This window comes from Lysinibacillus sp. VIII_CA, assembly GCF_049943995.1.
Taxonomy (GTDB): Bacteria; Bacillota; Bacilli; order Bacillales_A; family Planococcaceae; genus Lysinibacillus; species Lysinibacillus pinottii.
In genome coordinates this window covers 103,227-127,627 of the sequence record NZ_JBNFXM010000006.1, presented here as the reverse complement: position 1 = coordinate 127,627, position 24,401 = coordinate 103,227, and the positions used below count along the sequence as shown (strand labels likewise).

At 38.4% G+C, this 24,401-nt stretch carries 20 protein-coding genes and 3 riboswitches; of the genes, 3 read left to right on the top strand and 17 right to left on the bottom strand.

The features are described 5' to 3' along the window. Positions 1-6 precede the first annotated feature (6 nt). The 5 genes from asbD to ACP3VS_RS10815 form a co-directional block, all read right to left on the bottom strand. Positions 7-264, bottom strand: coding sequence for a petrobactin biosynthesis protein AsbD (gene asbD, locus ACP3VS_RS10835; RefSeq protein ID WP_031415996.1), 258 nt, complete (start codon positions 262-264; stop codon positions 7-9). Next, on the bottom strand, positions 261-1,496 hold the full coding sequence (locus ACP3VS_RS10830; RefSeq protein WP_426388690.1) for an AMP-binding protein: 1,236 nt from the start codon (positions 1,494-1,496) through the stop codon (positions 261-263). The genes asbD and ACP3VS_RS10830 overlap by 4 nt, the downstream gene beginning before the upstream one ends. Next, positions 1,496-3,241: an IucA/IucC family protein gene (locus ACP3VS_RS10825; RefSeq protein WP_198695650.1), complete on the bottom strand. Its 1,746-nt coding sequence runs from the start codon at positions 3,239-3,241 to the stop codon at positions 1,496-1,498. Before ACP3VS_RS10825 ends, ACP3VS_RS10830 begins: the two co-directional genes overlap by 1 nt. Continuing rightward, positions 3,216-5,036 (bottom strand): IucA/IucC family protein, encoded by a 1,821-nt coding sequence (locus ACP3VS_RS10820; RefSeq protein WP_426388688.1) that lies wholly within the window; start codon positions 5,034-5,036, stop codon positions 3,216-3,218. The genes ACP3VS_RS10825 and ACP3VS_RS10820 overlap by 26 nt, the downstream gene beginning before the upstream one ends. A gap of 472 nt (positions 5,037-5,508) precedes the next feature. Continuing rightward, positions 5,509-6,027, bottom strand: a complete 519-nt coding sequence (locus ACP3VS_RS10815) for a GNAT family N-acetyltransferase (protein WP_012294577.1) — start codon at positions 6,025-6,027, stop codon at positions 5,509-5,511. Positions 6,028-6,148: 121 nt separating this feature from the next. On the opposite strand from ACP3VS_RS10815, the gene ACP3VS_RS10810 reads away from it, so the two are divergent. Beyond that, complete coding sequence (locus tag ACP3VS_RS10810; RefSeq protein WP_012294578.1) at positions 6,149-6,790, top strand: YczE/YyaS/YitT family protein; 642 nt, start codon at positions 6,149-6,151, stop codon at positions 6,788-6,790. A 109-nt stretch (positions 6,791-6,899) separates the two neighbouring features. Here the strand turns inward: ACP3VS_RS10810 and ACP3VS_RS10805 are convergent, their stop codons facing one another. From ACP3VS_RS10805 to mmgD, 6 genes are all read right to left on the bottom strand, one after another. Beyond that, the gene (locus tag ACP3VS_RS10805; RefSeq protein WP_426388685.1) at positions 6,900-7,955 is read right to left on the bottom strand and encodes an enoyl-CoA hydratase/isomerase family protein; all 1,056 of its coding nucleotides are present in this window, start codon (positions 7,953-7,955) and stop codon (positions 6,900-6,902) included. Positions 7,956-7,969: 14 nt separating this feature from the next. Further along, entirely contained in the window at positions 7,970-8,755 is a 786-nt protein-coding gene (locus ACP3VS_RS10800; RefSeq protein ID WP_200990351.1) for an enoyl-CoA hydratase-related protein, read from the bottom strand. A 10-nt stretch (positions 8,756-8,765) separates the two neighbouring features. Further along, on the bottom strand, positions 8,766-10,460 hold the full coding sequence (locus ACP3VS_RS10795; protein ID WP_426388683.1) for an acyl-CoA dehydrogenase family protein: 1,695 nt from the start codon (positions 10,458-10,460) through the stop codon (positions 8,766-8,768). 9 nt (positions 10,461-10,469) lie between these two features. Further along, complete coding sequence (gene prpB, locus ACP3VS_RS10790) at positions 10,470-11,384, bottom strand: methylisocitrate lyase (RefSeq protein WP_426388681.1); 915 nt, start codon at positions 11,382-11,384, stop codon at positions 10,470-10,472. Positions 11,385-11,426: 42 nt separating this feature from the next. Then, a complete protein-coding gene (locus ACP3VS_RS10785; RefSeq protein ID WP_426388680.1) occupies positions 11,427-12,860 on the bottom strand; it encodes a bifunctional 2-methylcitrate dehydratase/aconitate hydratase in 1,434 nt (477 codons plus the stop codon). Positions 12,861-12,957: 97 nt separating this feature from the next. Then, a complete protein-coding gene (gene mmgD, locus ACP3VS_RS10780) occupies positions 12,958-14,079 on the bottom strand; it encodes a citrate synthase (protein ID WP_012294584.1) in 1,122 nt (373 codons plus the stop codon). Between the two features lie 189 nt (positions 14,080-14,268). Further along, positions 14,269-14,463: riboswitch (cobalamin riboswitch) on the bottom strand. 231 nt (positions 14,464-14,694) lie between these two features. Here mmgD and ACP3VS_RS10775 point away from each other — a divergent pair. After that, complete coding sequence (locus ACP3VS_RS10775; RefSeq protein WP_031416007.1) at positions 14,695-15,180, top strand: NUDIX hydrolase; 486 nt, start codon at positions 14,695-14,697, stop codon at positions 15,178-15,180. 47 nt (positions 15,181-15,227) lie between these two features. Here ACP3VS_RS10775 and ACP3VS_RS10770 read toward each other — a convergent pair whose 3' ends face one another. The 6 genes from ACP3VS_RS10770 to metE all read right to left on the bottom strand — a co-directional run bounded on the left by ACP3VS_RS10770 (position 15,228) and on the right by metE (position 23,037). Further along, positions 15,228-16,046: an ABC transporter ATP-binding protein gene (locus ACP3VS_RS10770; RefSeq protein WP_051889516.1), complete on the bottom strand. Its 819-nt coding sequence runs from the start codon at positions 16,044-16,046 to the stop codon at positions 15,228-15,230. A gap of 2 nt (positions 16,047-16,048) precedes the next feature. Beyond that, on the bottom strand, positions 16,049-16,822 hold the full coding sequence (locus ACP3VS_RS10765; protein WP_012294587.1) for an ABC transporter ATP-binding protein: 774 nt from the start codon (positions 16,820-16,822) through the stop codon (positions 16,049-16,051). Positions 16,823-16,832: 10 nt separating this feature from the next. Beyond that, complete coding sequence (locus ACP3VS_RS10760; RefSeq protein WP_281486439.1) at positions 16,833-17,636, bottom strand: ABC transporter permease subunit; 804 nt, start codon at positions 17,634-17,636, stop codon at positions 16,833-16,835. A 1-nt stretch (position 17,637) separates the two neighbouring features. After that, complete coding sequence (nikB, locus tag ACP3VS_RS10755; RefSeq protein ID WP_031416012.1) at positions 17,638-18,591, bottom strand: nickel ABC transporter permease; 954 nt, start codon at positions 18,589-18,591, stop codon at positions 17,638-17,640. Between the two features lie 71 nt (positions 18,592-18,662). After that, complete coding sequence (nikA, locus tag ACP3VS_RS10750) at positions 18,663-20,282, bottom strand: nickel ABC transporter substrate-binding protein (protein WP_036161748.1); 1,620 nt, start codon at positions 20,280-20,282, stop codon at positions 18,663-18,665. A 144-nt stretch (positions 20,283-20,426) separates the two neighbouring features. After that, a riboswitch (cobalamin riboswitch) is annotated at positions 20,427-20,619 on the bottom strand. A gap of 120 nt (positions 20,620-20,739) precedes the next feature. Then, entirely contained in the window at positions 20,740-23,037 is a 2,298-nt protein-coding gene (gene metE / locus ACP3VS_RS10745) for a 5-methyltetrahydropteroyltriglutamate--homocysteine S-methyltransferase (protein ID WP_036163729.1), read from the bottom strand. Between the two features lie 272 nt (positions 23,038-23,309). Further along, positions 23,310-23,488: riboswitch (cobalamin riboswitch) on the bottom strand. Between the two features lie 546 nt (positions 23,489-24,034). On the opposite strand from metE, the gene ACP3VS_RS10740 reads away from it, so the two are divergent. After that, entirely contained in the window at positions 24,035-24,181 is a 147-nt protein-coding gene (locus ACP3VS_RS10740; RefSeq protein WP_080695201.1) for a YrzI family small protein, read from the top strand. The last annotated feature ends 220 nt before the right edge of the window (positions 24,182-24,401 follow it).

The window sequence follows — 24,401 nt, the reverse complement described above, 5'->3', positions numbered from 1 at the left end:
CTCCGATTAATCTATCTTTTGCTGTTCTTCTAAGAAGCTTGCTAGAGTCCCTACTGTTTTGAAATCTTTCGGAACGAGCCCCTCATCGGGAATGGAAATGCCAAGATCCAATTCTATATGAAGGATGAGTTGAAGAACCATAATTGAATCCATATATAAATCCTCATTTAATCGGGCATCTTCATTAAAAGAAGACAGTGTCTGCAACTCTAATGAATTTTCCATAATATCATAGATGCTCTTAATCAATTGTTGCCGACTCATACAGGGATGCCTCCAAGTTTTTTTCTACTTACTTTTCCATTAGGTAGCTTTTCGATTTCATGAACAAATATGAACTCAATCGGAATTTGATGGGGGGCAAGAAATTTCCGGCACCATTCTCTAAGTTCTATAGTATCGATTGGTTCAGAAGACACATAGAGTGCGCAAACTCGCTCTCCTGATAAACTATCCTGTTTCTTATATACGACGGCTTCTGTTATTCTTGGCTCATCCATTAACACGCTTTCTACTTCTTGCGGATACACATTCAAGCCTGCTACATTAATTGTGTCATCGATTCTTGCAAGAAAAGAAAGAATATTATGTTCTATATAGCCAAGGTCTTTCGTATAAATCGTTTGTGTAGACGTTTCAATGATAATCTCGCTAGGTCTTTGTTTGTCACCAGCTGTCACCTTTACATGAGGTAGAGGATATCCCATCTCTTTTGGATCTTCCACATGAGGGTGAATCGCAACACAGCCAAATTCGGAGCATCCATACTGCTGTAGTACTTGGTTAGATTTTTCTCTTAATGATGTTAACCAGCTATGTGGCATCACAGTTCCTGACGTCATCACACGATCAAATTGTTGATCAATCGGTAATAATCGGCTTAATGTATACAGTAACGCTGGAGCTCCATAGAGTATGTGCTGAGGATGTTCTTTTAGCTTTTTCAATATATATTTAGGATTACTATTCGTAATAATAACCGGCTTTGCTCCTCTTCTTATGCAGGCTAGAACCCCACAAATAAATCCATAAGAATGAGTAACTGGACAAGCAACAACAGAATTTGTCATGGCATCAACAGGTAACGCTTTTACATAACTTTCAATCTCCTCCTCCACTGAGCTCCACGTTCGTTCAATGCACTTCGGAGCTCCTGTTGTACCTGAGCTCATTTGAACCAATACCCCTTCTTGGTTATTGGAATGATTGGATAGTTCAATAAACGTATCAATCGATTGGAACAACAACAGATGACTACCCGCAGTAGAAGCAATCCTTATGGCCCCCTCTTTGGGCGTAGCCGGATGGATTGGGACAACTGATCCTCCATTTTCACGAATGTATAAACAAAGAGTCATATATTGAAAAACATCATCCGTACAAATCGCTATCCTGCGATTGCTACACTCCTTTAGATGAGATAAGCCTTCATATATATCAAATTGTTGTTCAATATTTTCTACTGTATAAAATTGATCGTTAACATAAAACATCATTATTTCCCCTTTTCATCTGCTTGTGCCAACGTATTGTTGACGATATGTCGAAAATTTCCTTCTTCTTGATTTTGCAGTTTCTTTTTTAGTAAAGATTCAACATAAATATGTGTGCTAGTAAACTGAAGCTGTTCATTTCTTGGGCATAAAGATGGAAAGCGGTCAAAGTGCTTCTGTATTCCGTCGTTAACTTGACTCCAAAAGCGTGTTTCTTCGTATCCATAATGCTCTTCTAGCAAATAAGATAGCTCACTTAAATGAAACACGAAGAGTGTATCCATAGCTAACTCTCGTAAACCCTCTACAGAAGACATCCAATAATATTGATCGGCAGGTGCATCTTTAAAGCGTTCATGTATCATTTCAAAATCTGGAACGAGTTTTCTATCGGCAATGAATTCTTCCGTATATTCGATACTGTCATGAAAATCCCGCCATACAATTCGTGTCGGCCACCCATTTTGATGCAATAAAATCATATTTTGCGCATGGGCCTCTACAGCAATTCCGTGAGCAACAAGTAAGTGCCAAACAGGAATAACACTCACTTCAATCAATCGTTTTATCCACGCCTCGGTTCCATATCGGCATAGCCAGTCATCAATAAAAGGACGCCCATCTAACTCCGTCATCATGAGTACCGTAAACGGTACTGCTTTCTCTTCTTCCTTCATGTACAAGCGCACACTTTCTCGCCATATGGTGCCAAACTGACCTTCTAATTTTCTACTATGCATTGTGGCATCCGGTTCAAAAATAATGCCTGCATATTCTTCCAGTACAATAACGCTCTTTTGTAAGTAGGCATCGGATTCAATGACCTGTTTAAGCCATGCAGAAATATGAGGAGCAGCACAAACAGCATGAGAATGTAACCTTCGTAATGAAGAGGTATTCACCATATTCATGGAGCATTTTAATTGTGCCTTTTTTGGATCTGAAGAATTCCATAATGTTCGCACTGATTGAGTTGCCCTATAGTAATCTCCTTTCACATCAAGAGGTATGAAATCTTTTTGTTCTATTAATTCAGCAAGTTCCTGTTTCATGGTACGCCATTGCCATGGGTGAATAGGTAAGAACGTATAGTCCTCAAATGTTCCTTTGAATACTGCAAGCTTGTCAAGAATGGTTTCCCACAGTAAATGCCCTAGCTCTCTTTTCCAAAAATTCGCTTCATCCTCAAGTACAGCGATTCGTACATAGCTTCTTCTCACTGCAACCCATTGAAGAGTAAATGCTTGCTTTCCCTCAGGGCCATAGGCTGCATGGTCGTCAATTGTAAAGCCGGTTCTGGATTTGAAACAAGGATGATAGGGATGTCCTTCCATAATTTCCGATTCTAATTCTTCATAGATTGATTTTCTTCTCGACATGGGCATTTGGAGATGTCGTTCATTCCATTCACAAAGCTTATTCGTTCCATGAAGTTCTTTCAGTAATCGAATTTTGTCTTGACGACTCGTCAGTAACTCATCGACTAGCTCCTCAAGCGTTGCCTCATGTACCGTTTCATCTTCGCTTACTAAAAAAATATGATCTTCCTTTATTCGAATGCGATCAAATGCCATCCTTCTACCTTCACAACGATAGGTGTATTTCTGTCCAATAAGTGTAAAAATTATAGTCCTTTGATCTAGACGTGTTTCTTCATATTTGATTAGTCCTTCAAAGATCATTGCTTCTACAAGCTGCCGCCTTACACGAAGTTCTCCTTGTTTAGCTAAAGGCTGTAGCTGCTGCATACTCTGCCTCCTCAAACTGAATAACAAATGGATTAGGAATTTTAGTATATACGGCTTGTTCCAGTTCGGCCTCCAGTTCATCTACATCATGAAACCTTGTTAATAGGTTTGCTTTGAAGGCAAGCTCCTCTTGATTTAGAATGTTACGAACGAATATTTTTCCAAAACCTGTAAATTCTTTTTCTAATAAGTGCAGTTGATCCATAGACCACTTCAAAAGTTCATTTTCATTAATTAACTGATCTGCTCCAAATCGAGCAATAACAGGGAACAATTGATTCATAAATAAATAATAGGTAAATCTATCATGGATAAGGGCATCTTCGTAAAATAGCTCCTCCGTTTCATGTAAAGATGGTTCTATTGAAAGAAGTACATCTTTATATGCTTTTGATAAGTAATAACCTTGGTTATCGCGGTAATAATATGTAGTTGGATAACCTGAAGAGATGTTTAACAGACTATTTTGTTGATGGGCTTCAAGAGCGATCCCATGCTCATCGTATAATCTTAATAATGGTTCAATAGCATTTGTCCAATAGACTTTAAACCAATCTAAACTGACGCTCTCTAATGACCGGAATTCAGATTGAGCGATTTTCATGATGAGCTGACATAGCTTTGATTTTTCTTCTAGCAGGGGCTCTTGCACAAGCGTAGCGATCATGCAGATTCCTTCATCATGCCCCTTAGGAAATATGTTTGAACGAAAAATAACCTCAAATCCTGATTCCGTCTGATTTGGAAACTCTATAGTCATATACGCAGGGTCATTCATCATTTGAAAGGATGAATGCTTTTGTAAGAAATCTATCTTCTTCATTAATCGAGCCATAGCAATCCCCGCTTTAAGTTCATGAGTTCTATTGACCCTCAATGAATTTGTTATTTTTACGGGAATTGAAAACTTATACATCATTTCTTCCTGGGCGTTGTAAACCGTTCTGATTGAAGAGGTTGCTGTATAATATGCCCCTAGTGCTCCTTCGTATTTTATTAAATCTTCAGCAATCGCCTTTTTGACATACTGTTGCTGTAGAAGCCATTGTGCTTGTAAGGGGTGTACCGGAATGAAACAGACATTCTCTGACTTAACAAATTCAGGCTGTGATTTGATTAAAGATCGAGCAATGTGTTCACTAGCACTTATTTCTAATACGGAGGCCTCGTTCACCATTTTACGGTCGACTCGAAAGTAGTGAAGTTGGAAAGAACCTTGTAACTCTGGAGCAAAACTGGTTTGTTGCCAATCTGCCATCCCTTGTCTACTTTTAGGTGTTGGATGGAGCCAATGACCAAGTAGAAGGGACTGCTCTGCTTCAATAAACGTATCGCTAGCTCGGTGTTGCTTGTCACCTTCAAAACTCTTTTCAATATAATGGGCCATTGTTTGATAGCTCTCAATTATGCGAAGAATGAGTTCGTCAAAATGGGAAGAAAGCTTCAGACAGCCATCCATTTTAGTCGTACAATGTAGTTCCTGAATAAGCGTGATGAGAATCGTTAATTTATCCTCAACAAGCCATTGTTTTTGTTTTGTACAATATTTCAACGATGCACCAAATACCTGTCTTCCAACAAGAGATTTATATTCCACGCCAAATGCAAAACGTATGTTTTGTCTTGGTAACTCAAGCTCTAATATATATGCCTCGGTAATCAGGGCTGATAGTCGTTGTTCCTTAATCCATTCCTCCTTTTTGACCCAATGCCCGCTTCTCACCTCTCGTATATAACAATTCATAAACGCCTGAAACGTTGCATTCTTTGCAATCTGTTTAGCAATCTGCTGCATGAAATAAACCAATCCTTTCACAGAACCTTTTTACTATTAATTGATAATGATTATCACTCACTGTTGAAAAAATAAGTCTCCCTTATTAGAAAGACTGAGAAGTAAAAGTAAATCGAAACAAATGAGGTGTTGTTAACAATTGATAATGATTATCGTTTTCATTAATAATTACATTTTATAGGTAATATGGAAATGACTCAACTGTCTAAAGACCTATATGACAATACAAACCATTGAAATAGGTAAAAGTATAGAAAAAGTTGGCGTTTTCCGCATCACATATTAGAGATTTTTAATATTTAATGGATTAAAAAGCTTAAATATTACAAGAAAACAAGAATAGTTGTTTAATGAAACAAAGGTTCTTATGGTTTGAAAGACGTGCCATTTCACAAACGATGTACCTGTAGAAAAATAAGTATAGAAAAATAGCAAAAACGTTGATACCGCAACATTTCTGCTATTTAAAAATTTATATTAATATTTTTGTCATAATTACATCTATTTGTTCTTCCTCACCCATATAAAAGCTGTGTGCCCCGGTCTGCACAAAGCCTATATTCTTATAAAAGCCTATGGCATTGTCATTTTTATCCCAAACTCCTAACCAGATGCTGCTTTTGTTTTGAGCTTCAGCTAATTCGACTGCCTTGTTGATGAGATATTTGCCAAGACCTCTTCCTTGAAATGGCTGTCGAATATAAATACGTTCAATTTCAAGTGTCTCATCCCCCATTGGTTCAGACTGAGCATCATTGACATTCACCTTTAAGTAACCAGCAATGACATCATTGTTATAGATAAAATAAAATTCTGAAGCTTTATTAGATAATTCTTTTTCCAGCTGATACTCTGTAAATGCTTTCTCCAAGTAAGCGGTCATATTTTCAGGTGAATTATGATCTTTAAAGGTATCATTGAATGTTTCGATACTCACCTCTTGGAGTTTTTTTAAATCACCTATGCTACATTTTGATAATTTGATTGACATTGATTACACTCCTTCAGAACTCTTTATGTATTTTATATTGCAAATGCAATAAAAAGAATATATATTGAATGTAACTTATTTTTGTTGTATATGCAATAAAAAGTGGAGGGAGGTAATAAAAGTGAAATATGTTTTTTATGTCTTAGGCATTTTCATTTTAACACTGGGCATTTCTTTAACTATTCAATCTAATCTAGGCACTTCCCCCTTCGATGCCCTTTTAGTGGGTTTATCTAAAAATATAGGGCTGACTGTAGGTAGCTGGGAAATTATTATAGCTATTATTTTAATAGTTGGTAATTCTATGTTAACCAAGCAAAGGCCCGAATTCTTGGGCTTGATGACAGCCTTTATTACGGGAATTGGAATTGATATGTGGTTATTTGTGTTACACAATTGGATAACGCCTGTAGCTTGGTATAGTCAAGTTGTTAGTTTTGGTGTAGGTTTAATGGTGATTGGGTTAGGGACTGCCACCTATTTACATACGAATTTTGCACCGATACCTGTTGATCGATTAACCTTAATAATTAAAGAGCTCACGAAAAGGAGCATCTTTTTTGCAAGAACCACTATTTATCTCCTGTTTTTAGCGCTGGCGTTACTATGGAAAGGCCCAATTGGCTTTGGAACAATCATAACGGTTTGTTTGGGAGGGCTCATCCTCCATTTCTTTATGCCTATTACTGGCAGAATACTAGATAACCTCCTACAGCACTCTAATACCACTCTAAATGATCAAAATGAAGAGATTGAAAGCTAGTATAAACCCAAATATTCTGTTTCTTGCTTAGAATGGGGTGATGTCATTTCCCCCTTTCTTCTATAAAGATAAAAATCCTGCTACGAACAGGATTTTTAAATGAAGTCTATCATGTAACATTATTTTCTTGAAAAAACTTTTTCTTCTCCTCTTCTGTAAATTCTTCTAGGTTTTGATAGATATAGCGTGGATTACGATCCTTATCAATCACAACAGATCGTACACCTTCATAGAAATCCTTATGTCTTAAAAAGTTTCTTGCCAACATGAAATCTGTATTCAAACATTCCTCTACTGTTTTTTCACGAGCGTCAATAAGCTGCTGTAACGTAATTTTTAAAGAGGAAGGTGATTTCGACAAAAGCAAGTTCTTCGTGTCACGGGCAAATTCGCTTGGGTCATGGTTTAAGGATTGTATGATTTCCTCGACTGTATTTCTTGAAAAATGATGGTTTATTACTGTTTGAACCTTCTCAAGTTCACTGTTCGTGGATGGATTACTAGAATATTTCTTAATTAGTTGGTGTAAGGTTGCGTTTATATTGTTAGAATGCCAATCTGTCTGTATAACGCTTTGAAGGAAATCAAATAGCTTATCGCTCGTCATATAATGATCTGCTCCGTTCGCAAAAAGGACATCTGCTGCTTTAATAATGGACGCAGTTAATGCCAGATAGTAACCAATAAATCCTGGCGCTTTGTTTAAGAAATAGCCCGCGCCAACGTCTGGAAAAAAGCCAATATCCATTTCCGGCATCGCCCATTTTGTACGCTCTGTAACGATTCGGTGGCTTGCTCCATAGGTTAATCCGACTCCACCACCCATGACTATGCCATCAAGGCAAGCAATAATTGGTTTAGAATAATGATAGATTTCTAAATCCACTTTATACTCTACTTCAAAAAAGTTTTCAGCTACTTTAAATGCTTCTTGACTGGATTGTGCTTGATAAAGTGTTTTAATGTCACCTCCAGCGCAAAACCCCTTCTCCCCTGCCCCTTGTAGTACAATAAGACAGATTTGATCATTCGCTTCCCATTCTTTTAATTTTTCTCTAATGAGGTTAAGCATGTTAGTGGAAAGAGAATTTAAAGCTTTAGGACGATTCAACGTAATGAAGGCTGCTCCTCCATCTTCCACCGAAAATAAAACTTCGTTTGCCATGTTGGCCCCCTCCTTTAACAGTGTTTAAAGTGTGGCTGTCTTTTTTCAATAAATGCCTGCACACCTTCTTTGGCATCATTTGTTAAAAATAACTCAGCAAAACGCGTTCGTTCAAGTTCAAGTCCTTTTTGTAAGTTATCCTTCGTGCTTTGAATCACACATTCAATTGTACGAGAGACACATATCATACTTTTACCCGCAACAAAGGACTGTGCAACAGCTTTAGCCGTCGTCAAAAGTTCCTCAGGTTCTGTTACGAGTTGAATAATACCTAGCTGTAATGCCTCGTCTGCACTCAGTTGTTTACTTGTTAAAATTAATTGGAGCGCTGTTGCTTGATTCGTCATTCTGCTAAGTCGTTGAGTCCCCCCGAATGTTGGGAGTAGCCCAAGCTTTAATTCTGGTAAGCCGAGAATGGCTTGATTCGAAGCAATTCGGAAATGACATCCTAACGCTAGTTCAAGCCCTCCTCCAAGAGCCGGTCCATTAATGGCAGCAATAACTGGTTTTTTCATGGCTTCTACTTCATCGCATAGCGCTTGCCCTGCTTGAGCCATTTGCAATGCTTTTTCCTGTTGGCCAAAGGCTGAAACAAACTCCTTTATATCAGCCCCAGCGACAAAAAATCGGCCAGTGCCTGTAATAATAATGGCACTTGTGTCTTCATCCTCTGCTAGCTCTTGGAAAATGAGACGTAGGTTTTCAATAGTGGCTGATGACAAAGTGTTTGCAGGTGGATGATTTAAATGAATAATTGAAATAGAATCCTCTTTACTAACGTTGACAAATGTATCGATCATGCTGCTCCTCCTAACTAATCATTTTTGGGTTGTCAATGAATGTTCTCGCAAGTGCCCGTTTTTTCATAAAGAGATTTTGCTGTAGCGGAATATTTAATTGTCGAATGTTATTTAGCAAGCTTACTCGTTTTTGTTCATTGCTTTCAGCGGCCGTAATGATAGTAATCGCACTTTCTTCTATTTTGCGGTAACCATCCTGGCATAATATGTCAGTCATTAATTGTTTTGTTTGGACATGTGCAGTTTTTTTCGACCTGAGCCAGGCTGATTCCATGACATACGTTTCCATGGCCATATCCGCCAACAAACGCATAAATTCTTGCTCCTGTTCGAGTTGAATTTGTGCATTTGCAATGACATGAATAGCTAGTTGCATTAAATGCTTGGAGAGAAGGATGTAATGGTGATTTTTTTCTAATGGTTGAGCGTGAATAAAATCACCCTCTATTGCAGTTGTTTGTACATATTTTTTCCACAGCATTTTAGCCATTGTAAGGCGATTGATTTCATTTGTACCCTCGAAAATACGGTTAATTCTTGCGTCTCGATACAAACGTTCCACTTCATAATCTTGCATATAGCCATATCCACCATGTATTTGAACAGCTTCATCAGCTATTCTTCCAAGTGCTTCGGAACAATGTACTTTATGAAGTGCGCATTCCAGAGCAAATTCAGATATTTTCTGAACTATCGTTTCATTGCTTGCTGATGCAATAGCCTCATCAACTTTCCCAGCCGTTCGGTATGCACCGCTTTCTGCTCCATAAATCAGAACGGCCATGTCAGCAAGCTTTTCCTGAATCAATGTAAAGTCAACGATAGGTCGTTCAAATTGTTTCCGTCCCTTCCCATAATTCACGGCTATTTGAAATGCTTGTTTGGCCGTTCCTATATTAGAAAAGGCAAGCTTTAGACGTGCCATATTCAAAATGTTCATAGCGACTATATGTCCTTTGCCAACCTCTCCAAGAACACAATTGATTGGCACAATAACATCCTCTAAAATGAGCGTGGCCGTTGAAGAGCCTTTAATGCCCATCTTCTCTTCTTCCTGACCCACGGATACCCCTTTAATGGAACGTTCGACAATCAACGCAGTCATCCCCCTATTCGTCTGGGCAAATACAACGAAGACGTCTGCTAGCTGAGCATTGGTAATCCATTGCTTTTCTCCATTTACTAGCCATGCTTTCCCGTCTTCTGTTAATCTAGCATTCGTTTTGGGGCGCAGTGCATCAGAACCCGCTTCGGACTCTGTAAGGGCGTAAGCTCCAATCCATTCTCCAGAAGCCAACTTTGGTAAGTATTTCAGCTTTTGCTCCTCATTTCCAAAATAGATATAGGGTAATGTGCCCACCCCTGCATGAATATTGTAGGAGACACTAAAAGAACCCCCAAAACCCATTTTTTCTGCTACCAGACCAGAAATTTTTTTATTGAGCTCAAGTCCTCCATAAGCTTCGGGTATTTCAATGGCCAGTAATCCAAGATCACCTGCTTTTTGGAACAATTGTCGGGTGATCTCATATTGTTGCTGTTCAATGGATGAGATATTCGGTGAGACATCCTGTTTAATGAAGAGCTCAGCAGTTTTTGCAATGAGCTCTTCTTCATCGTGGAAATCCTCAGGTGTAAAGATCGTCATGTTGTTTTTTAGTCGATCCATATAAGCCCTCCTTGAAAGAAAGTGGAGAAAAGCCATTTACCTCTCCTACTTTATTTCCTCCTTCGGTAAGATGGTTTTTGCTAATTCACTATCTAAATCCTCGAATTTATAATAGGAAATCGTTTCATACAATTCGCTTCTTGTTTGCATATCCTCAATTGCTTCTTGTTGTGTTCCAGTATTTTTTATTAATTCAAATACGCGCTCGTATGCTTTTGCTGCAATTCTCATAGATGTAACGGGATAAATGACCATCGAGTAACCCATTTTTTCAAATTCCTTAGCGGTATAATAAGGAGTTTGACCGAATTCAGTCATATTGGCTAATAAGGGGGCATCTAACTCATTGGCAAATTGTTTAAACTCTTTTTCAGTTTGTAATGCCTCTGGAAAAATAACATCTGCACCAGCAGTAACATATGCTTTGGCTCTTAGTATAGCCTGCTCTAAGCCTTCAACAGACCTTGCATCCGTGCGAGCAACAATCATTAATGTAGGGGCTATTTGTTTAATCATTTTTATTTTTTGAATCATTTCCTCCTTTGGAACAAGAGTTTTGCCATTTAAATGTCCACACTTTTTAGGAAGATTTTGGTCCTCTAGCTGTACGGCAGCAACCCCTGCCTCTAGCATTTCACGAGCAGTACGGGCAACATTTAATACGCCACCAAAGCCCGTATCAATGTCCACTAGCATCGGTAAATTTGTAGCCCGAATAATATCACTAGCACGCTGGGCTATCTCATTTGAATAAATCATCCCTAAGTCTGGTAAACCTCTACTCGCTGTATAAGCGGCACCAGAAAGATATAATGCCTCAAAGCCAACTTTTTTAGCCATCAAACCAGCCATTGCATCATGTACCCCTGGTATTTGCAAAATAGCTGAACGAGCGATATGAGCTTTAAATTGTTCAGCTAATTGTTTTTGTGTCTTTGCTTCTTGGACAATCCATGTCATTTTTAAATACCTCCTCTTTATTGCGTTCGGAATCCATCTAAATTAAATAAATAGATTAACAAATTCATGAACAGCAATTTGTTCAAGCAGCTCTTTATTTACACAAACATCGTTTATTTTATTGAGTTGTTTTTGAGCATAATGCGTACGAAGGTTTTGCTGGAATTTATCAATAATCTGAGGGAATGCTTCCTTACGGCGGAAACGATGTCCTAAAGGATATTCACACTCAATTAGCTCAGTTGATGTACCATCTTTGTAATAAACTTGAACAGCGTTCGCAATGGATCGTTTATCAGGGTCTAAATAGTCGATTGTATATTGGCCTTTTTCCACAACAACCATTTTATTACGCAAGTCATCGATTCGTGGATCTGCCGCCACCTCATCTTCATAGTGATTTGCGGTAATGTCACCATAAATAAGACCAATCGCTGTAATATATTGAAGGCAGTGATCTCGATCTGCAGGATTGTGAAGAGGCCCTTCTTTATCGATAATTCGCATGGCTGATTCATGTGTTGTAATTTCTATGCGGTCAATATCAGCTAGGCGATTTTTTACTTCAGCATGCAAATGAACGGCACATTCTGCAGCCGTTTGAGCATGAAACTCTGCAGGATATGAAACTTTAAAGAGGACATTTTCCATAACATAAGATGCAAGTGGTCTCGCAAGCTTTAATTCTTGCTTATGAAAGAGCACATCTTGGAATCCCCAGCCTGGTGCAGATAATGCAGTTGCATAGCCCATTTCCCCTTTCACAGCCATCATTGCTAGTTGTACGGCCCTGCTTGTAGCATCGCCAGCAGCCCATGATTTTCTTGATCCCGTATTAGGAGCATGTCGATAGGTTCTTAAACTTGAATTATCAATCCAAGCATTTGATAAAGCATTGACAATCTCTTGATGAGTGCCCCCTAAAGCCTTTGTAACAACAGCTGTTGTCGCTATTTTGACAAATAAAACGTGATCTAAGCCAACACGATTTAAGCTATTTTCGAGTGCAAGTATTCCTTGTATTTCATGGGCTTGAATCATCATTTCTAAAACATCTTTCATTTGGAGAGGCTCTTGCCCTTCTGCAACTCGTACACGACTCAAATAATCAGCTACAGCTAAAATACCACCAAGATTATCAGAAGGATGCCCCCATTCTGCCGCCAACCATGTATCGTTATAATCCAACCAACGGATCATACAACCGATATTAAAGGCACCTTTAACTGGATCAAGGACATAGGATGTTCCTGGAATACGAGTACCATTTGGAACGACTGTACCTGGTACTACAGGACCTAGAAGTTTTGTACATTCAGGATATTGTAAAGCTAAAATGCCACAACCTAACGTATCCAATAAAACATATCGAGCCGTTTCGTAAGCTTCTTCGCTCGTAATCTTTGTGTTTAATACGTAATCCGCAATATCAATAAGAAGCTGGTCTGTCATCGTTTTTTCATTCGTTTTAATCATCTATATCTTCCTTTCAAGGTATGAATTTGATATACTGTATGCTGATGGGCATTGGTCAGAATGTCCATCAGCTCTATGGCGAGTTGTTAAAACTTGATTATACCGACAATTCTTCAAGGTTATGACGCTCGCCTATATAATGAACACGAGGTCTAAATAATCGATTATTGTCATGTTGTTCGATCACATGTGCACATAAACCGATCGTTCGAGAGCCAAAGAAAATAGGCGTATATAATTCAATTGGTAAGCCCAGCATGTAGTACACGGGCGCAGCATAATAATCTAAATTTGGATACAAGCCTTTTTCCTCCACCATCACTTTTTCACCGGCTTCGCACATGTGATATAAGCAGTCATCCCCTTGCTCCAAGCATAGTTTATACAAAGCTTCTTTCATGATCTGCGCTCTTGGGTCCATTTTTTTCATATAGACACGATGGCCAAAGCCCATTATTTTATCTTTATTTTTGAGCTTGTTTTTCAGCATCGCTTCAAAGCCCTCCACAGTCTTAGCTTCAAGCAGCATATACATGACTGCCTCGTTCGCCCCACCATGCAAATTTCCTTTCAATGATGCGACAGCACCAGTTAGAGCACCATACAGATCGGATTGTGTGGAGGCAATAACACGAGCAGCAAAGGTCGAATTCGGCATTTCATGTTCACTATATAAAACAAGTGATTGGTCAAAAATTCCCTCTTCTAATGGTGTTGGTTTTCTTCCAGTAATCATGTAATAAAAATTAGCACTATAAGAAAGCTGACTATCCGGTTCTACAACATCTTGACCATTTAATACACGGTAGCTATTCGCAACGATGTTGGGCATTCCACCTAAAAGTCGATATGCTCGTGTTACATTCATTTCAGTCGAACGATCATGGATGTGCTGATCATACCCTGCTAACGCTGAAATTCCAGTTCGAAGGCCGTCCATCGCATGTGTCCCATTTGGTAATAAGTTGAAAATTTGAAAAAGCTCTTGTGGAACGTGATAGTTTTCTTTCAATTTATCCTGTACGTCAGCTTGTTGCTCAGTAGTTGGTAGGTTTCCGTGCAATAATAAATGGACAATATCTAAATAGGCGTATCGCTGAGATAGTTCAATCAAATCATAGCCACGTATAACAATTTGACTGCCTACTACGTCTAAGAAAGACAGTTTTGTTTCCGCAGCAATAACTCCATCAAGACCTGGTGAATACGTTAACTCCATAGATTACAACCCCTTTGTTTAATCATTCTTGTAAGCGTTACCATTCAAACTCGAAAGAACAACAAAAAAACAACTTCTATCCTTTAGAAGTTGTTAATCTACAAAAGTATGACAGAACAAAAAACAGTGAACTTACATCCATTCACAATCATCATACAGTAGCTAACACCTCCCTATCCTCGTAGGTCAATTGATGCTTATTTAGTGGCAGGTCTCCTGACTTATCATCAACATTCCTATAACACCTTCCCGTCTTGAAGAACAAAACAGTGGTCTCGTTATGGAACTCCTACATACAGTTGCGGGACAGTGTTGGACTCACACCAACTTCCCTTTTAATCAAATGGAATCAAACCCATTTGAACCACCAAAATTTAGCATATTCAATTTGTCTTTTTACCTTAACATAGAGGTTTCCAAACAATCAATATAGGTAAAATTCAGAAAAGACTGATTATAAAAAGCTATTTTTCATTTTTGACGAACTATTCTGCATATTTAAGCATTATTTCGCTCAAAAAAAGATTGTTAATCAATCCCAATGGAGCTATATTTATGAAGCCTGCTTTAAAAAAGCGATTTGTTTTGCATTACGATGAAACGAGGAGTGACGGGATGGGCTATATAACTGAATTAAGAAAGCTTATCGGTAATAGACCAATTATAAGCGTTGGTTCGACAGTTCTTGTTGTTAATGATGATAAGAAAATACTCTTTCAACATCGTTCAGATACGTTGGATTGGGGATTACCTGGCGGTTCAATGGAAATAAACGAAACATTAGAGCAGGTTGCTGCTCGTGAACTTTATGAGGAAACTGGTCTCGTGGCTAAAGAGTTTGAGTTTATCGGTGTTTTTTCAGGACCTGATTATTACTACTGTTATCCGAATGGCGATGAAATCTATACAGTCATTCACCTTTATAGAGCTAAACATGTAAGGGGTGTATTGGAAATGAAGGATGGTGAGAGCTTAAGCCTCACTTATTTCAGTAAGGAAGAACTTCCGAATAATATGGAACAGAGGACGGTCGCTCTCTTAAACAACCTAGAGGGCAAAATATGGGGGTTCGAAAGCTCCTTTACGAAGCTTTCCAAATAACAATGTAAGAATTTTAATAAGGACTTTCTTCGCAAAGACATTTCAGATCATTCCAAACTAGTATTCTTGTGAATTCTTTCGCGAGGGTGACTGGGCAAAATCGCGTTGTATAGCTCAAGTGATGCGGAATGCTTAAATGGTTCACCTTTCATGATTTCCTCTACTAGCTGACCATTTTGCATGACGAGGATGCGATCTGAAATAAAGCGTGTAGCCTGTAAGTCATGAGAAATGAAAATGTATGCAAGTTGCAAATCCTTTTGTAGTGTCTGTAGTAATTGAATGATTTGTTTTCGCAAAATCATATCTAAACTACTAATGGCTTCATCTAAAACAATTAATTTTGGATGTAAGGCAAGCGCTCTTGCAATGTTTACCCGCTGTTGTTGCCCACCGCTAAGCTGGGAAGGATGCTTTTCGGCAATAGATTTTTCTAACTCTACATGATTAAGTAATTCCTTTACCTTATAGTGTCTCTCAGCTGAGCTATAATGCTCGAAATTTAGGTACGGTTCCTCTAAAATTTGAAAAATAGTGTGCTTTGGATTTAATGAATGATAGCTATTTTGAAAGACTGCTTGTAAATCTCTCCGTATCATTTTTTTCTGTTGGCTAGTGGCATCATAAAGATTAACCCCTTGAAATAGAACCTCACCGGCTGTTGGCCTTTCCATTCCTAATATAATTCGGCCCAATGTGCTTTTTCCTGAGCCACTTTGTCCAACAATCCCTAAGCATTCCCCCTCCTGAAGTGAAAATGATACTTTCTGTAATACAGGAGCATCCTGTCTTCGCTTGAATATGAACGGTCTATGTGCATAGTTCTTCTCAATATTTCTCACTTCTAGTAGCTTCAATTTTTTCACCTCTAAAACATCATTCGGGATTGTAATAGTTTCTTTGTATAAGGATGCTGTGGTGCATCAAAAAAATCATAGACATTTGCTTGTTCAATTAGTTCCCCTTTATACATCACGGCTACATCATCAGCTAGTTCAGCAATAACGCCTAAATCATGCGTCACAAGAAGTATGGCTGCCTGTGTTTCCAGGCGAATCCGATCAAATAATGTCAATACCTGTTTTTGGTTGACTGTATCAAGAGCTGTCGTTGGCTCATCAGCTATGTATACCGAGGCTTGAATTGCCAGTGACAAAGCAATCATTACACGCTGTAGCATTCCCCCACTTAATTGGAATGGATAATAGTGTAAAAGTTTCTCGGGATTAGGTAAATTAACTTTTGACATGCTTTCCATAGCAATTTGTCTAATTTCATTTTTAGTTATAACAAAATGAGCCTTTAATGATTCACGAAAATGACTTTCAATGGTTTGCACACGGTCAAAGGCAGTCGAAGGATTTTGCATAATAATAGATAGATGTCTTCCACGATAAGCTCTCATTTGAGCAGCATTTATCTTCAATAAATCTTGTTGATGGTAGAATATGTGCCCTTTGATAATCTGCGCTCTAGACGGTAAGGCTTGCATGATAGCTTGGCAAAGCATGGTTTTCCCACTACCGCTTTCGCCAATAATCCCCAAAACGCGGCCTTGATAGGCTGTCAGATGAATGGCGTTTAAAATATTTTGTTCTCCAATTTTGACCGATAAGTCTTTCACTTCTAAAACTTTTTTCATAACTTCCCCTTTACTGGTCAGGCGTCTTTAAACTACTTGCCAAAACATTACATACTAGGACAACTAGAACGATAGTAAGCCCAGGATATAGCATTAATTCGGGATGTTGGCGGATATATTGCTTCCCTTCATTTACCATCATTCCCCACTCAGGAGTGGGAGCCTGCACGCCAAGCCCTATAAAGGAAAAGCCTGCAATCTCTAAAATAACCTTTCCCATATCTAATGCAACAATCGTTACAATAGGAGGCCAAACATGAGGGAGATAGTGACGAATAATTAATTTCACACCTGTAGTACCGCTTATTCTTGCCGCTAGAATAAAATCCTTTTCATTCATGCCGATAAATAAACTTCGAATTAGTCTTGAATAATAAATAAGCTGTGTCAAAATAAGTGCGATTAACACATTTTTTAAGCTTGGCCCTAATACACCTAAAAGCCCAAATGCTAGTACAAGTGTTGGAAAAGCTAATAAAATATCGCATATCCGAATAAATAGCGCATCTATTATACCTCTTTTTAAAGAGACCCATGCGCCCAACAGGATCGCTACTACAATAGCAACTATTTGTATGACGAGCGCCGCACCTAAAGAATACCGAATCCCTAAAAGCAATCGTGAGAAGACACATCTTCCTAATTGGTCTGTTCCTAATGGATAGTCCCATGAAGGTGCTAAAAATTTCTTAGAAATATCGACTGCTAAAGGGTCATGAGGCATCATGATTGGGGCAAACAGTCCTAGTAAACCAATGATGATTAGTATAGTGAGACTCATAAATCTTCTCATATGTATACGTTCTAAGTTCACTTTACTCTCTCCTATTCTTCATCATCAGATGAGGATCCAATAAACGATGCAATACATCTGTGCCTAGATTGGCGAGCACATAGATGACAGCGATCACCAACACATAGCATTGTACAACGGGGTAATCACGATTCGTTATGGATTCTATTAAATATCTACCGAGTCCAGGCCAACTAAATACTTGCTCTACAATGACAGCCCCACCTAGCAAATTTCCGAGTGTCATCCCTAACAAAGTTGATATCGGTATGGCAGCATTCCTCCCCACGTGTCGGATGAGAATGACCGATTTTTTTAAGCCTCTAAGCTGTGCATATTTTACATAGGGCTGCTCGTATTCTTCAATGATGGCAGAGCGGATAAACTGTGAGAACAATCCGATTGTAGGTAAAGCTAATGTGAAAGCTGGTAAAACTAAATGTGCTCCTGAACCTTTTCCATTCGTCGGAAAAATCCCAAGTTTTAAACTGAATAGATAAAGTAGGATAAACCCTAACCAAAATGTTGGAATGGAAACACTTAGGACTGTAAATAATCGAATGATTTTATCGATAAAGGAATGCTTATATAATGCGCTCACAACCCCTAATGGAATACTAAAGGTTAAAATAAGGATAAATGCTACTAAAGCTAATTCGATGGTAGCGGGTAGCTTAGCAAATAGCTCATCACCAACGGGTAATTTACTAACAAAAGATGTCCCAAAGTCTAGCTGTAAAACGCCTTTTACCCATAGCAGATATTGCATGATAAAAGGCTTATCTGTCCCTAATTCTTCTCGTAAAGTTTGTATAGCCTCTGGTGTTGGGGCTATTCTTGCAAGTCGAAGAATGACCTCTGCTGGTTCTACTGGTACGAAACGAATAAACACAAAGGTCAGAATAGATACGCCTACTAATACAAATGGAAGTGTGAGAATTCTTTTTACACAAAACATCCAAGTCGATTCGTACATGTCGTCACTTCCTATTTCATCCGATGATAAAAAGAGAGTTGTCCTGGTTCGACACACTCTCTCTTTCATACTTAGTTTTCTTTATCCATTTGTGCATATGGAATGTCATACTCAGAAGCACGTGGTGCAAAATCCTTCATATATGGTTGATAAATAACTTGATTCGTTTCATACGATATTGGATAGAACAATGCTTGTTTGTGGAACATTGTTAAAATATCCGTGTATAGCTGCACGCGTTCTTCTTCATCGGTCCCGACTAATAATTGATGTATGTTAGTATCGATTTCTTGAGTATTTGGTAAGCCTAATTTTGCTTCATAAACACCACTAGCATTTGGTGTAGCTGATTCATTTGCAAAGCTATGTGGATCAGTCGGCGGTCCATTAGTTCGCCAGAAGTTAATATCAACCTGATCATCCATTAATTTTTGCAGACCGACCATCACATCGGCGCCTTCAATATTTAACTGTACGCCTATTTTCGCTAGCTCGCCCTGCATTAACTCTGCCATAGGTTTTTGAATGGCATCAGTAGCAATATAGATTAAATCTAATGTAAGGGGTTGACCATTTTTTGAACGAATTTTTTCACCCTTCTGTAGCGTCCATCCAGCTTCATCTAGCAATTTCTGTGCTTTTTCAGGATTATATATAATGGGGGCTAAATCAATATTGGCATATGGAATTGCTTCCCAAAATAGCGTGTTAGCCACTTTTTCTGTACCATGTGTAATGCTTTCTACCATTTGTTCCTTATTGATAGCATATTGCATCGCTTGTCGAACCTTTAGCTCAGCTAACGGTCCAGATTGTGTATTGAACAGTAATGCTTTCGTAGACAATGGCTCAGATGTAGCTGTTTTATATTTGCCACTATCTCTTAAATACGTATAGTTATCTAAACTAATAACCCCTCGCCCATAAATGACATCTAATTCTTCATTTTCAAAGGCTAACGAAATGGATTCCGAATTTGGGATGATTTTAACCTTTATTTTATCTACGAGAGGCTTTTCTCCCCAATAATGTTCATTACGGCTAAATAAAGCATATTCGTCTTTTTTATAGTCGGTTAAAACCCATGGCCCTGTGCCAATAGCTGATTGAATGGAATCATTTGTCTTATCGCCGTCTGGGAAGCCATTATCCCCTAAAAAACGGAATGGTCTGACAAAGGCTAATTCGTTTAACACAGGGTAATACGGTTCGTCTAATTGCAAACGTATTGTTGATTCATCTACTTTGACGACCTCTTTTATATGGTTGACCATGCCCATCCAAGAATGCATGTCACGATTCGCTAATACCGCATCAAAATTGCGAATCACATTATCAGCATTAAAGGCAGTCCCATCCGAATAGTTAACATCCTTGCGTAAATGGAACGTATAAGCAGTTTTATCCTCTGAGATGACCCAGCTTTCTGCTAGCTTTGGCGTAATTGTCCCATCATCGTTATACGCCACTAAAGATTCATAAACCATTGCTTGAGCAGTCATCTGATTTGGTAAATATGTATGGGGGTTTAATGGGCCTACATCTAATGGCCAACCAATCGTAATCATTTTTTCATCTGTCTGTTCAGTTGATGCTGAGTTTCCTTTGTCTTTTTCCGTGCTTGTACAACCTGCAAGAAAACTGAAGGTCAAAACAAGCATGTAAGGCAGTAAATACTTCGTCCATCTCATTTTTTATCTCCTATCTCTATTCCCTGTTCATATCTACAAATTGAATAGAAAGAAGGCATAAAAAAACCTTATTCTACAAGAATAAGGACAGATAAACCTACAATACGTAAGCTACCATCCATCTCCCTATCTTTCGTAGATCATCAATGAATCTTCTTACAAGCAGGCATTCTGGCTTATGAATCATCATTTTGCTTCACCTTCCCAAGAAAAAACTCAGTGGTCATCGAAACAAAACTCCTCATTTACAGCTGCGGGACAGCATGGGATTTACACCCATTTTCCTTTTAATCGAACGAAAAATAATTTCATTCAAACTTGTAATGCAATATTTGAAATTAGTAATAAACATAACATGCTCAAATGTTCACGTCAATTTTATTTTCTGAATATAATAAACAGATACAAAAAGACCAGGCAGATAACCTGATCTTTGCTTAACTCCTTTTATCTCTCGTTATCTCGATATAGATTCTTTCACCTCCTGACGCAATAGTTTGGTAGCAGCCACCATATTAGCTAAAGCCGCTATTGTTTCTGGCTCTTTCCTTGTTTTTAAGCCACAGTCCGGATTAATCCAAAATTGATGTTTGTCTAAAACTTGTAAACTATCTCTCATGATGGCTAACATTTCTCCCTCACTCGGCACACGTGGACTATGAATATCGTATACACCTAATCCAATCCCTTTTGTATAAGGATGCACTTGAAGTGAAGAAATAAGCTCTCCATGGCTTCGTGATGTTTCAATAGAAATCACATCAGCATCTAGCGCACTAATGGGTTCTATGAAATCGTTAAATTCGCAGTAACACATATGTGTATGAATTTGTGTTGTATCTTTTACACTCGAGGTAGCAAGTTTGAAGGCATTGATTGCCCAGTCTAGGTAAGCCCCCCAATTTTCTTTACGAAGAGGTAGCCCTTCTCTTAGTGCTGGCTCATCCACTTGAATAATGGAGATACCTGCCGTTTCTAGTGCTTTCACTTCCTTACAAAGTGCTAAAGCAATTTGATAGGCCACATCTTTCCGAGAAATATCATCACGTACAAAGGACCAATTTAAAATGGTCACTGGCCCTGTCAGCATCCCTTTGACAAAGCGCTTCGTTAAGCTTTGGGCATACGCTGACTCTTTCACGGTAATGGATGAAGTCCATTCAACATCTCCATAAATAATCGGAGGCTTCACACAGCGAGAACCATACGAAACCACCCATGCTTTTTCAGTAAAGGCAAAGCCCGTCAGTTTTTCACCGAAATACTCGACCATGTCTGTCCGTTCAAATTCTCCATGAACCAGTACATCTATATCCATATCCTCCTGCAAGTGAATCCAGCGCTTTGTTTCCAGTTCAATAAATGCTTCATAGTCTGTATTCGATATTTGTTTCTTTCGCCAAGCATTCCGATTTCTCTTCACCTCATCAGATTGAGGAAAGCTACCGATTGTTGTTGTAGGGAATAGTGGTAAGGCTAACGCCTGCTGCTGTAATTTTTGACGTTGACTAAAATCACTATGTCGCTCAAAATCCTTTGTGGAGACGGATTGAACGGCTTGCTGGATCATCTTATTTTGACGAATCGGATGATTTTTTAGTGCTTCAATGGCTTTCATACTTTCTGAGAAATTATGACGTCGAGTTCCGTTTTGACCCTTTCTATATTTAGTTAGCTCAGTAATCTCTTCGATTTTTTCATCGGCAAACGCCAGTGCTTGTTTGAGAACAGGGTCCAACTTCTTTTCAAATGAAGTAGATATTGGTACATGTTGCAGGTTACTTGAAGGTTGAATCCACAATTCCTTAGCATCACTTAGTTTTTCAATTGCTTGAATCATGGCATTCGCTTCCGCTAGGTTTGAACGCCATATATCACGACCATTGACCACCCCAATGGCTAAAACTTTATCTGGAGGGAAACCATATTGTCGAAGTGACTCCATATTCCCTTTATAGCCATGTACAAAATCTAAGCCAAATCCTTGTACAGGCAGTGTAATTAATGTTTCATAGGAGCATAATGCTTCAAAGTATGTTTGTAGCATTAGTTTTGCTGCTGGAACTGTCATCATCAATTGAGCATAGATTTCTTGAACTAGCTTCAGTTCTGCTGAGTCAAGTGTCGTCACTAAAGAAGGCTCCTCTATTTGAATCCATTCGGCACCTGCATCTACTAATTCTTGAATAATCTGGGCATAGAGAGGTATTAAGGCTAATAAGTATTCGACCTGCGTTAATTTATTGTAGCCCTTAGTGAGCTTATAAAATGTATAGGGGCCAATAAGTGTCGGCTTCGCCATAATACCGAACGCTTCCTTTGCCTCTAAAAAGTCGGCTAATACCTTATTTTCTGTTAGCTGCAACGGTTGTCCTTCATACTCAGGAACAATGTAGTGATAGTTGGTATTAAACCATTTGGTCATTTCACTAGCTACTGCTGAATGATTTCCTCTCGCTACACTGTAGTAGGTATGTAAATCTACCCTTCCACCTTGCCAGTTAAAGCGCTTCGGTACTAAGCCGAACATTAAGGCAGTATCCAACATTCTATCGTACAATGTGAAATCTCCTACTGTCACCACATCTATGCCGAGTTGTAGCTGCTTTTCAATTCTTGATAAACGAATACTTTTTAGTGTAGCCTGAAAATCCTCTTCCGTTAGTTCTTGACGCCAAAATGCTTCTAATGCCTTCTTCCATTCGCGATCATCTCCGATATATGGGTAGCCAATGAGTGTACTAGTATAAGTCATCTTTCATCTCCCTTTCATCAAAAAAATTACTTCTAGCTTGCTCTACAAATTTGGTTATCCACATGCTAGTTTCGTTGCCCTATATGAAAACCAGTGGGATTCACTTTGCAATATTAGCATGATAAAAAGCCATTCTCCTTTTTGGAAAATGGCTGCATAGTAAAATTATTAATACAAAAACAATACGAAAAAAAAGAACTTCCGTATACATCATCTGTTTTTGCACAGTGCCTATTGGTCACTATTCACCACCTATTTCCACGTAGGTATTTGGTGTGTACTAGAAATTGGCAGGTCTCCTGGCTTCTCATCAACACGTCTCACAGCCTTCCCAGTTTCCCAGTGGCATTTGTGATTTGCTCCGAATTACAGTTGCGGGACAGCGTCGGATTTGCACCGACTTCCCTTTTAAGCCAAACTTTCATCTGGCACCATTTCTTACACTATATTCAGTTATACCCCTACTATACCATATATTTCAGAATAGTAGAAATTGTTTTTATATAAAAATTTATCTATTTACTTTGTTTTTAATTGTCAACAACTTGACCCTTACCCTTAGTGATAATGCCTTAATGATGTTTGTTGGCTTTAAGACTACTATTTCTTCTATTCGCTACCCCAAAAAATCAGATAACTAACAATGTAAAGCAGCAAAGAATTTTTCTAGACTTTTACACAATCAGGAAGTCTTAGTAAAAGTTGTTTACAAACAACTTAAAAAATGATATACTTACAAAGTAAAAAATTCTTAAGGAGGTCGAATGAAATGTTCGTTATCGCTAAATTAATGTCATTGGTAGTTACAACTTCAGTAAAAATGAAAATCACACATTCGACCAGATCGGAATGGATCGCTTAAGTTTTTTGTAATTAAGTATACCCATACCGCAGGGAGAAGTGTGCCCCTGCGGTATTTTTGTGTCTTTTTTCACCGTAGAGGAGTCTCTCTGCGGTTTTTTTCATTCCTCATGGTAATTTAAGGAGGTGATAATAAATGATGTTAAACATTTTTGCTCTTACGATAACTATTACAAAACGTGAGATTTCTATTGAAAAAGCACTTCAACATGAAAATGCGAAAAAAATCTTTGAAGAGAACAGAAGAAAAGTAGAAAATTATATTCGTATTCGTCAATATTAATGTTGTAATTTCAAAAAACAGGAAAGGTGGGAATAGAAATGATTTATATGATCAAAAGACGATATGCAGTTTTATGGCTGGAGAAAGACACAACCACCAGATGAAGTAATATTTTATAATCCCTGTAAAGCTAACCCGTTCTAATCTAGGACGGGTTGCTTCAGGAGATATTTTGCACTTTTCAAGCGATTTTTTACACATACCACTTGTTGTATTTTAG

What these genes read in the sequence shown, in the direction of transcription:
- nikB (WP_031416012.1), bottom strand. Translation starts at nt 18,591, where the DNA reads ATGTACGAATCGACTTGGATGTTTTGTGTAAAAAGAATTCTCACACTT.
- metE (WP_036163729.1), bottom strand. Translation starts at nt 23,037, where the DNA reads ATGACTTATACTAGTACACTCATTGGCTACCCATATATCGGAGATGAT.
- ACP3VS_RS10785 (WP_426388680.1), bottom strand. Translation starts at nt 12,860, where the DNA reads ATGATTAAAACGAATGAAAAAACGATGACAGACCAGCTTCTTATTGAT.
- mmgD (WP_012294584.1), bottom strand. Translation starts at nt 14,079, where the DNA reads ATGGAGTTAACGTATTCACCAGGTCTTGATGGAGTTATTGCTGCGGAA.
- nikA (WP_036161748.1), bottom strand. Translation starts at nt 20,282, where the DNA reads ATGAGATGGACGAAGTATTTACTGCCTTACATGCTTGTTTTGACCTTC.
- ACP3VS_RS10765 (WP_012294587.1), bottom strand. Translation starts at nt 16,822, where the DNA reads ATGAAAAAAGTTTTAGAAGTGAAAGACTTATCGGTCAAAATTGGAGAA.
- ACP3VS_RS10800 (WP_200990351.1), bottom strand. Translation starts at nt 8,755, where the DNA reads ATGATCGATACATTTGTCAACGTTAGTAAAGAGGATTCTATTTCAATT.
- ACP3VS_RS10740 (WP_080695201.1), top strand. Translation starts at nt 24,035, where the DNA reads ATGATGTTAAACATTTTTGCTCTTACGATAACTATTACAAAACGTGAG.
- prpB (WP_426388681.1), bottom strand. Translation starts at nt 11,384, where the DNA reads ATGACATGGATTGTCCAAGAAGCAAAGACACAAAAACAATTAGCTGAA.
- ACP3VS_RS10775 (WP_031416007.1), top strand. Translation starts at nt 14,695, where the DNA reads ATGGGCTATATAACTGAATTAAGAAAGCTTATCGGTAATAGACCAATT.
- asbD (WP_031415996.1), bottom strand. Translation starts at nt 264, where the DNA reads ATGAGTCGGCAACAATTGATTAAGAGCATCTATGATATTATGGAAAAT.
- ACP3VS_RS10820 (WP_426388688.1), bottom strand. Translation starts at nt 5,036, where the DNA reads ATGCAGCAGATTGCTAAACAGATTGCAAAGAATGCAACGTTTCAGGCG.
- ACP3VS_RS10805 (WP_426388685.1), bottom strand. Translation starts at nt 7,955, where the DNA reads ATGGCAAACGAAGTTTTATTTTCGGTGGAAGATGGAGGAGCAGCCTTC.
- ACP3VS_RS10815 (WP_012294577.1), bottom strand. Translation starts at nt 6,027, where the DNA reads ATGTCAATCAAATTATCAAAATGTAGCATAGGTGATTTAAAAAAACTC.
- ACP3VS_RS10795 (WP_426388683.1), bottom strand. Translation starts at nt 10,460, where the DNA reads ATGGCTTTTCTCCACTTTCTTTCAAGGAGGGCTTATATGGATCGACTA.
- ACP3VS_RS10830 (WP_426388690.1), bottom strand. Translation starts at nt 1,496, where the DNA reads ATGATGTTTTATGTTAACGATCAATTTTATACAGTAGAAAATATTGAA.
- ACP3VS_RS10825 (WP_198695650.1), bottom strand. Translation starts at nt 3,241, where the DNA reads ATGCAGCAGCTACAGCCTTTAGCTAAACAAGGAGAACTTCGTGTAAGG.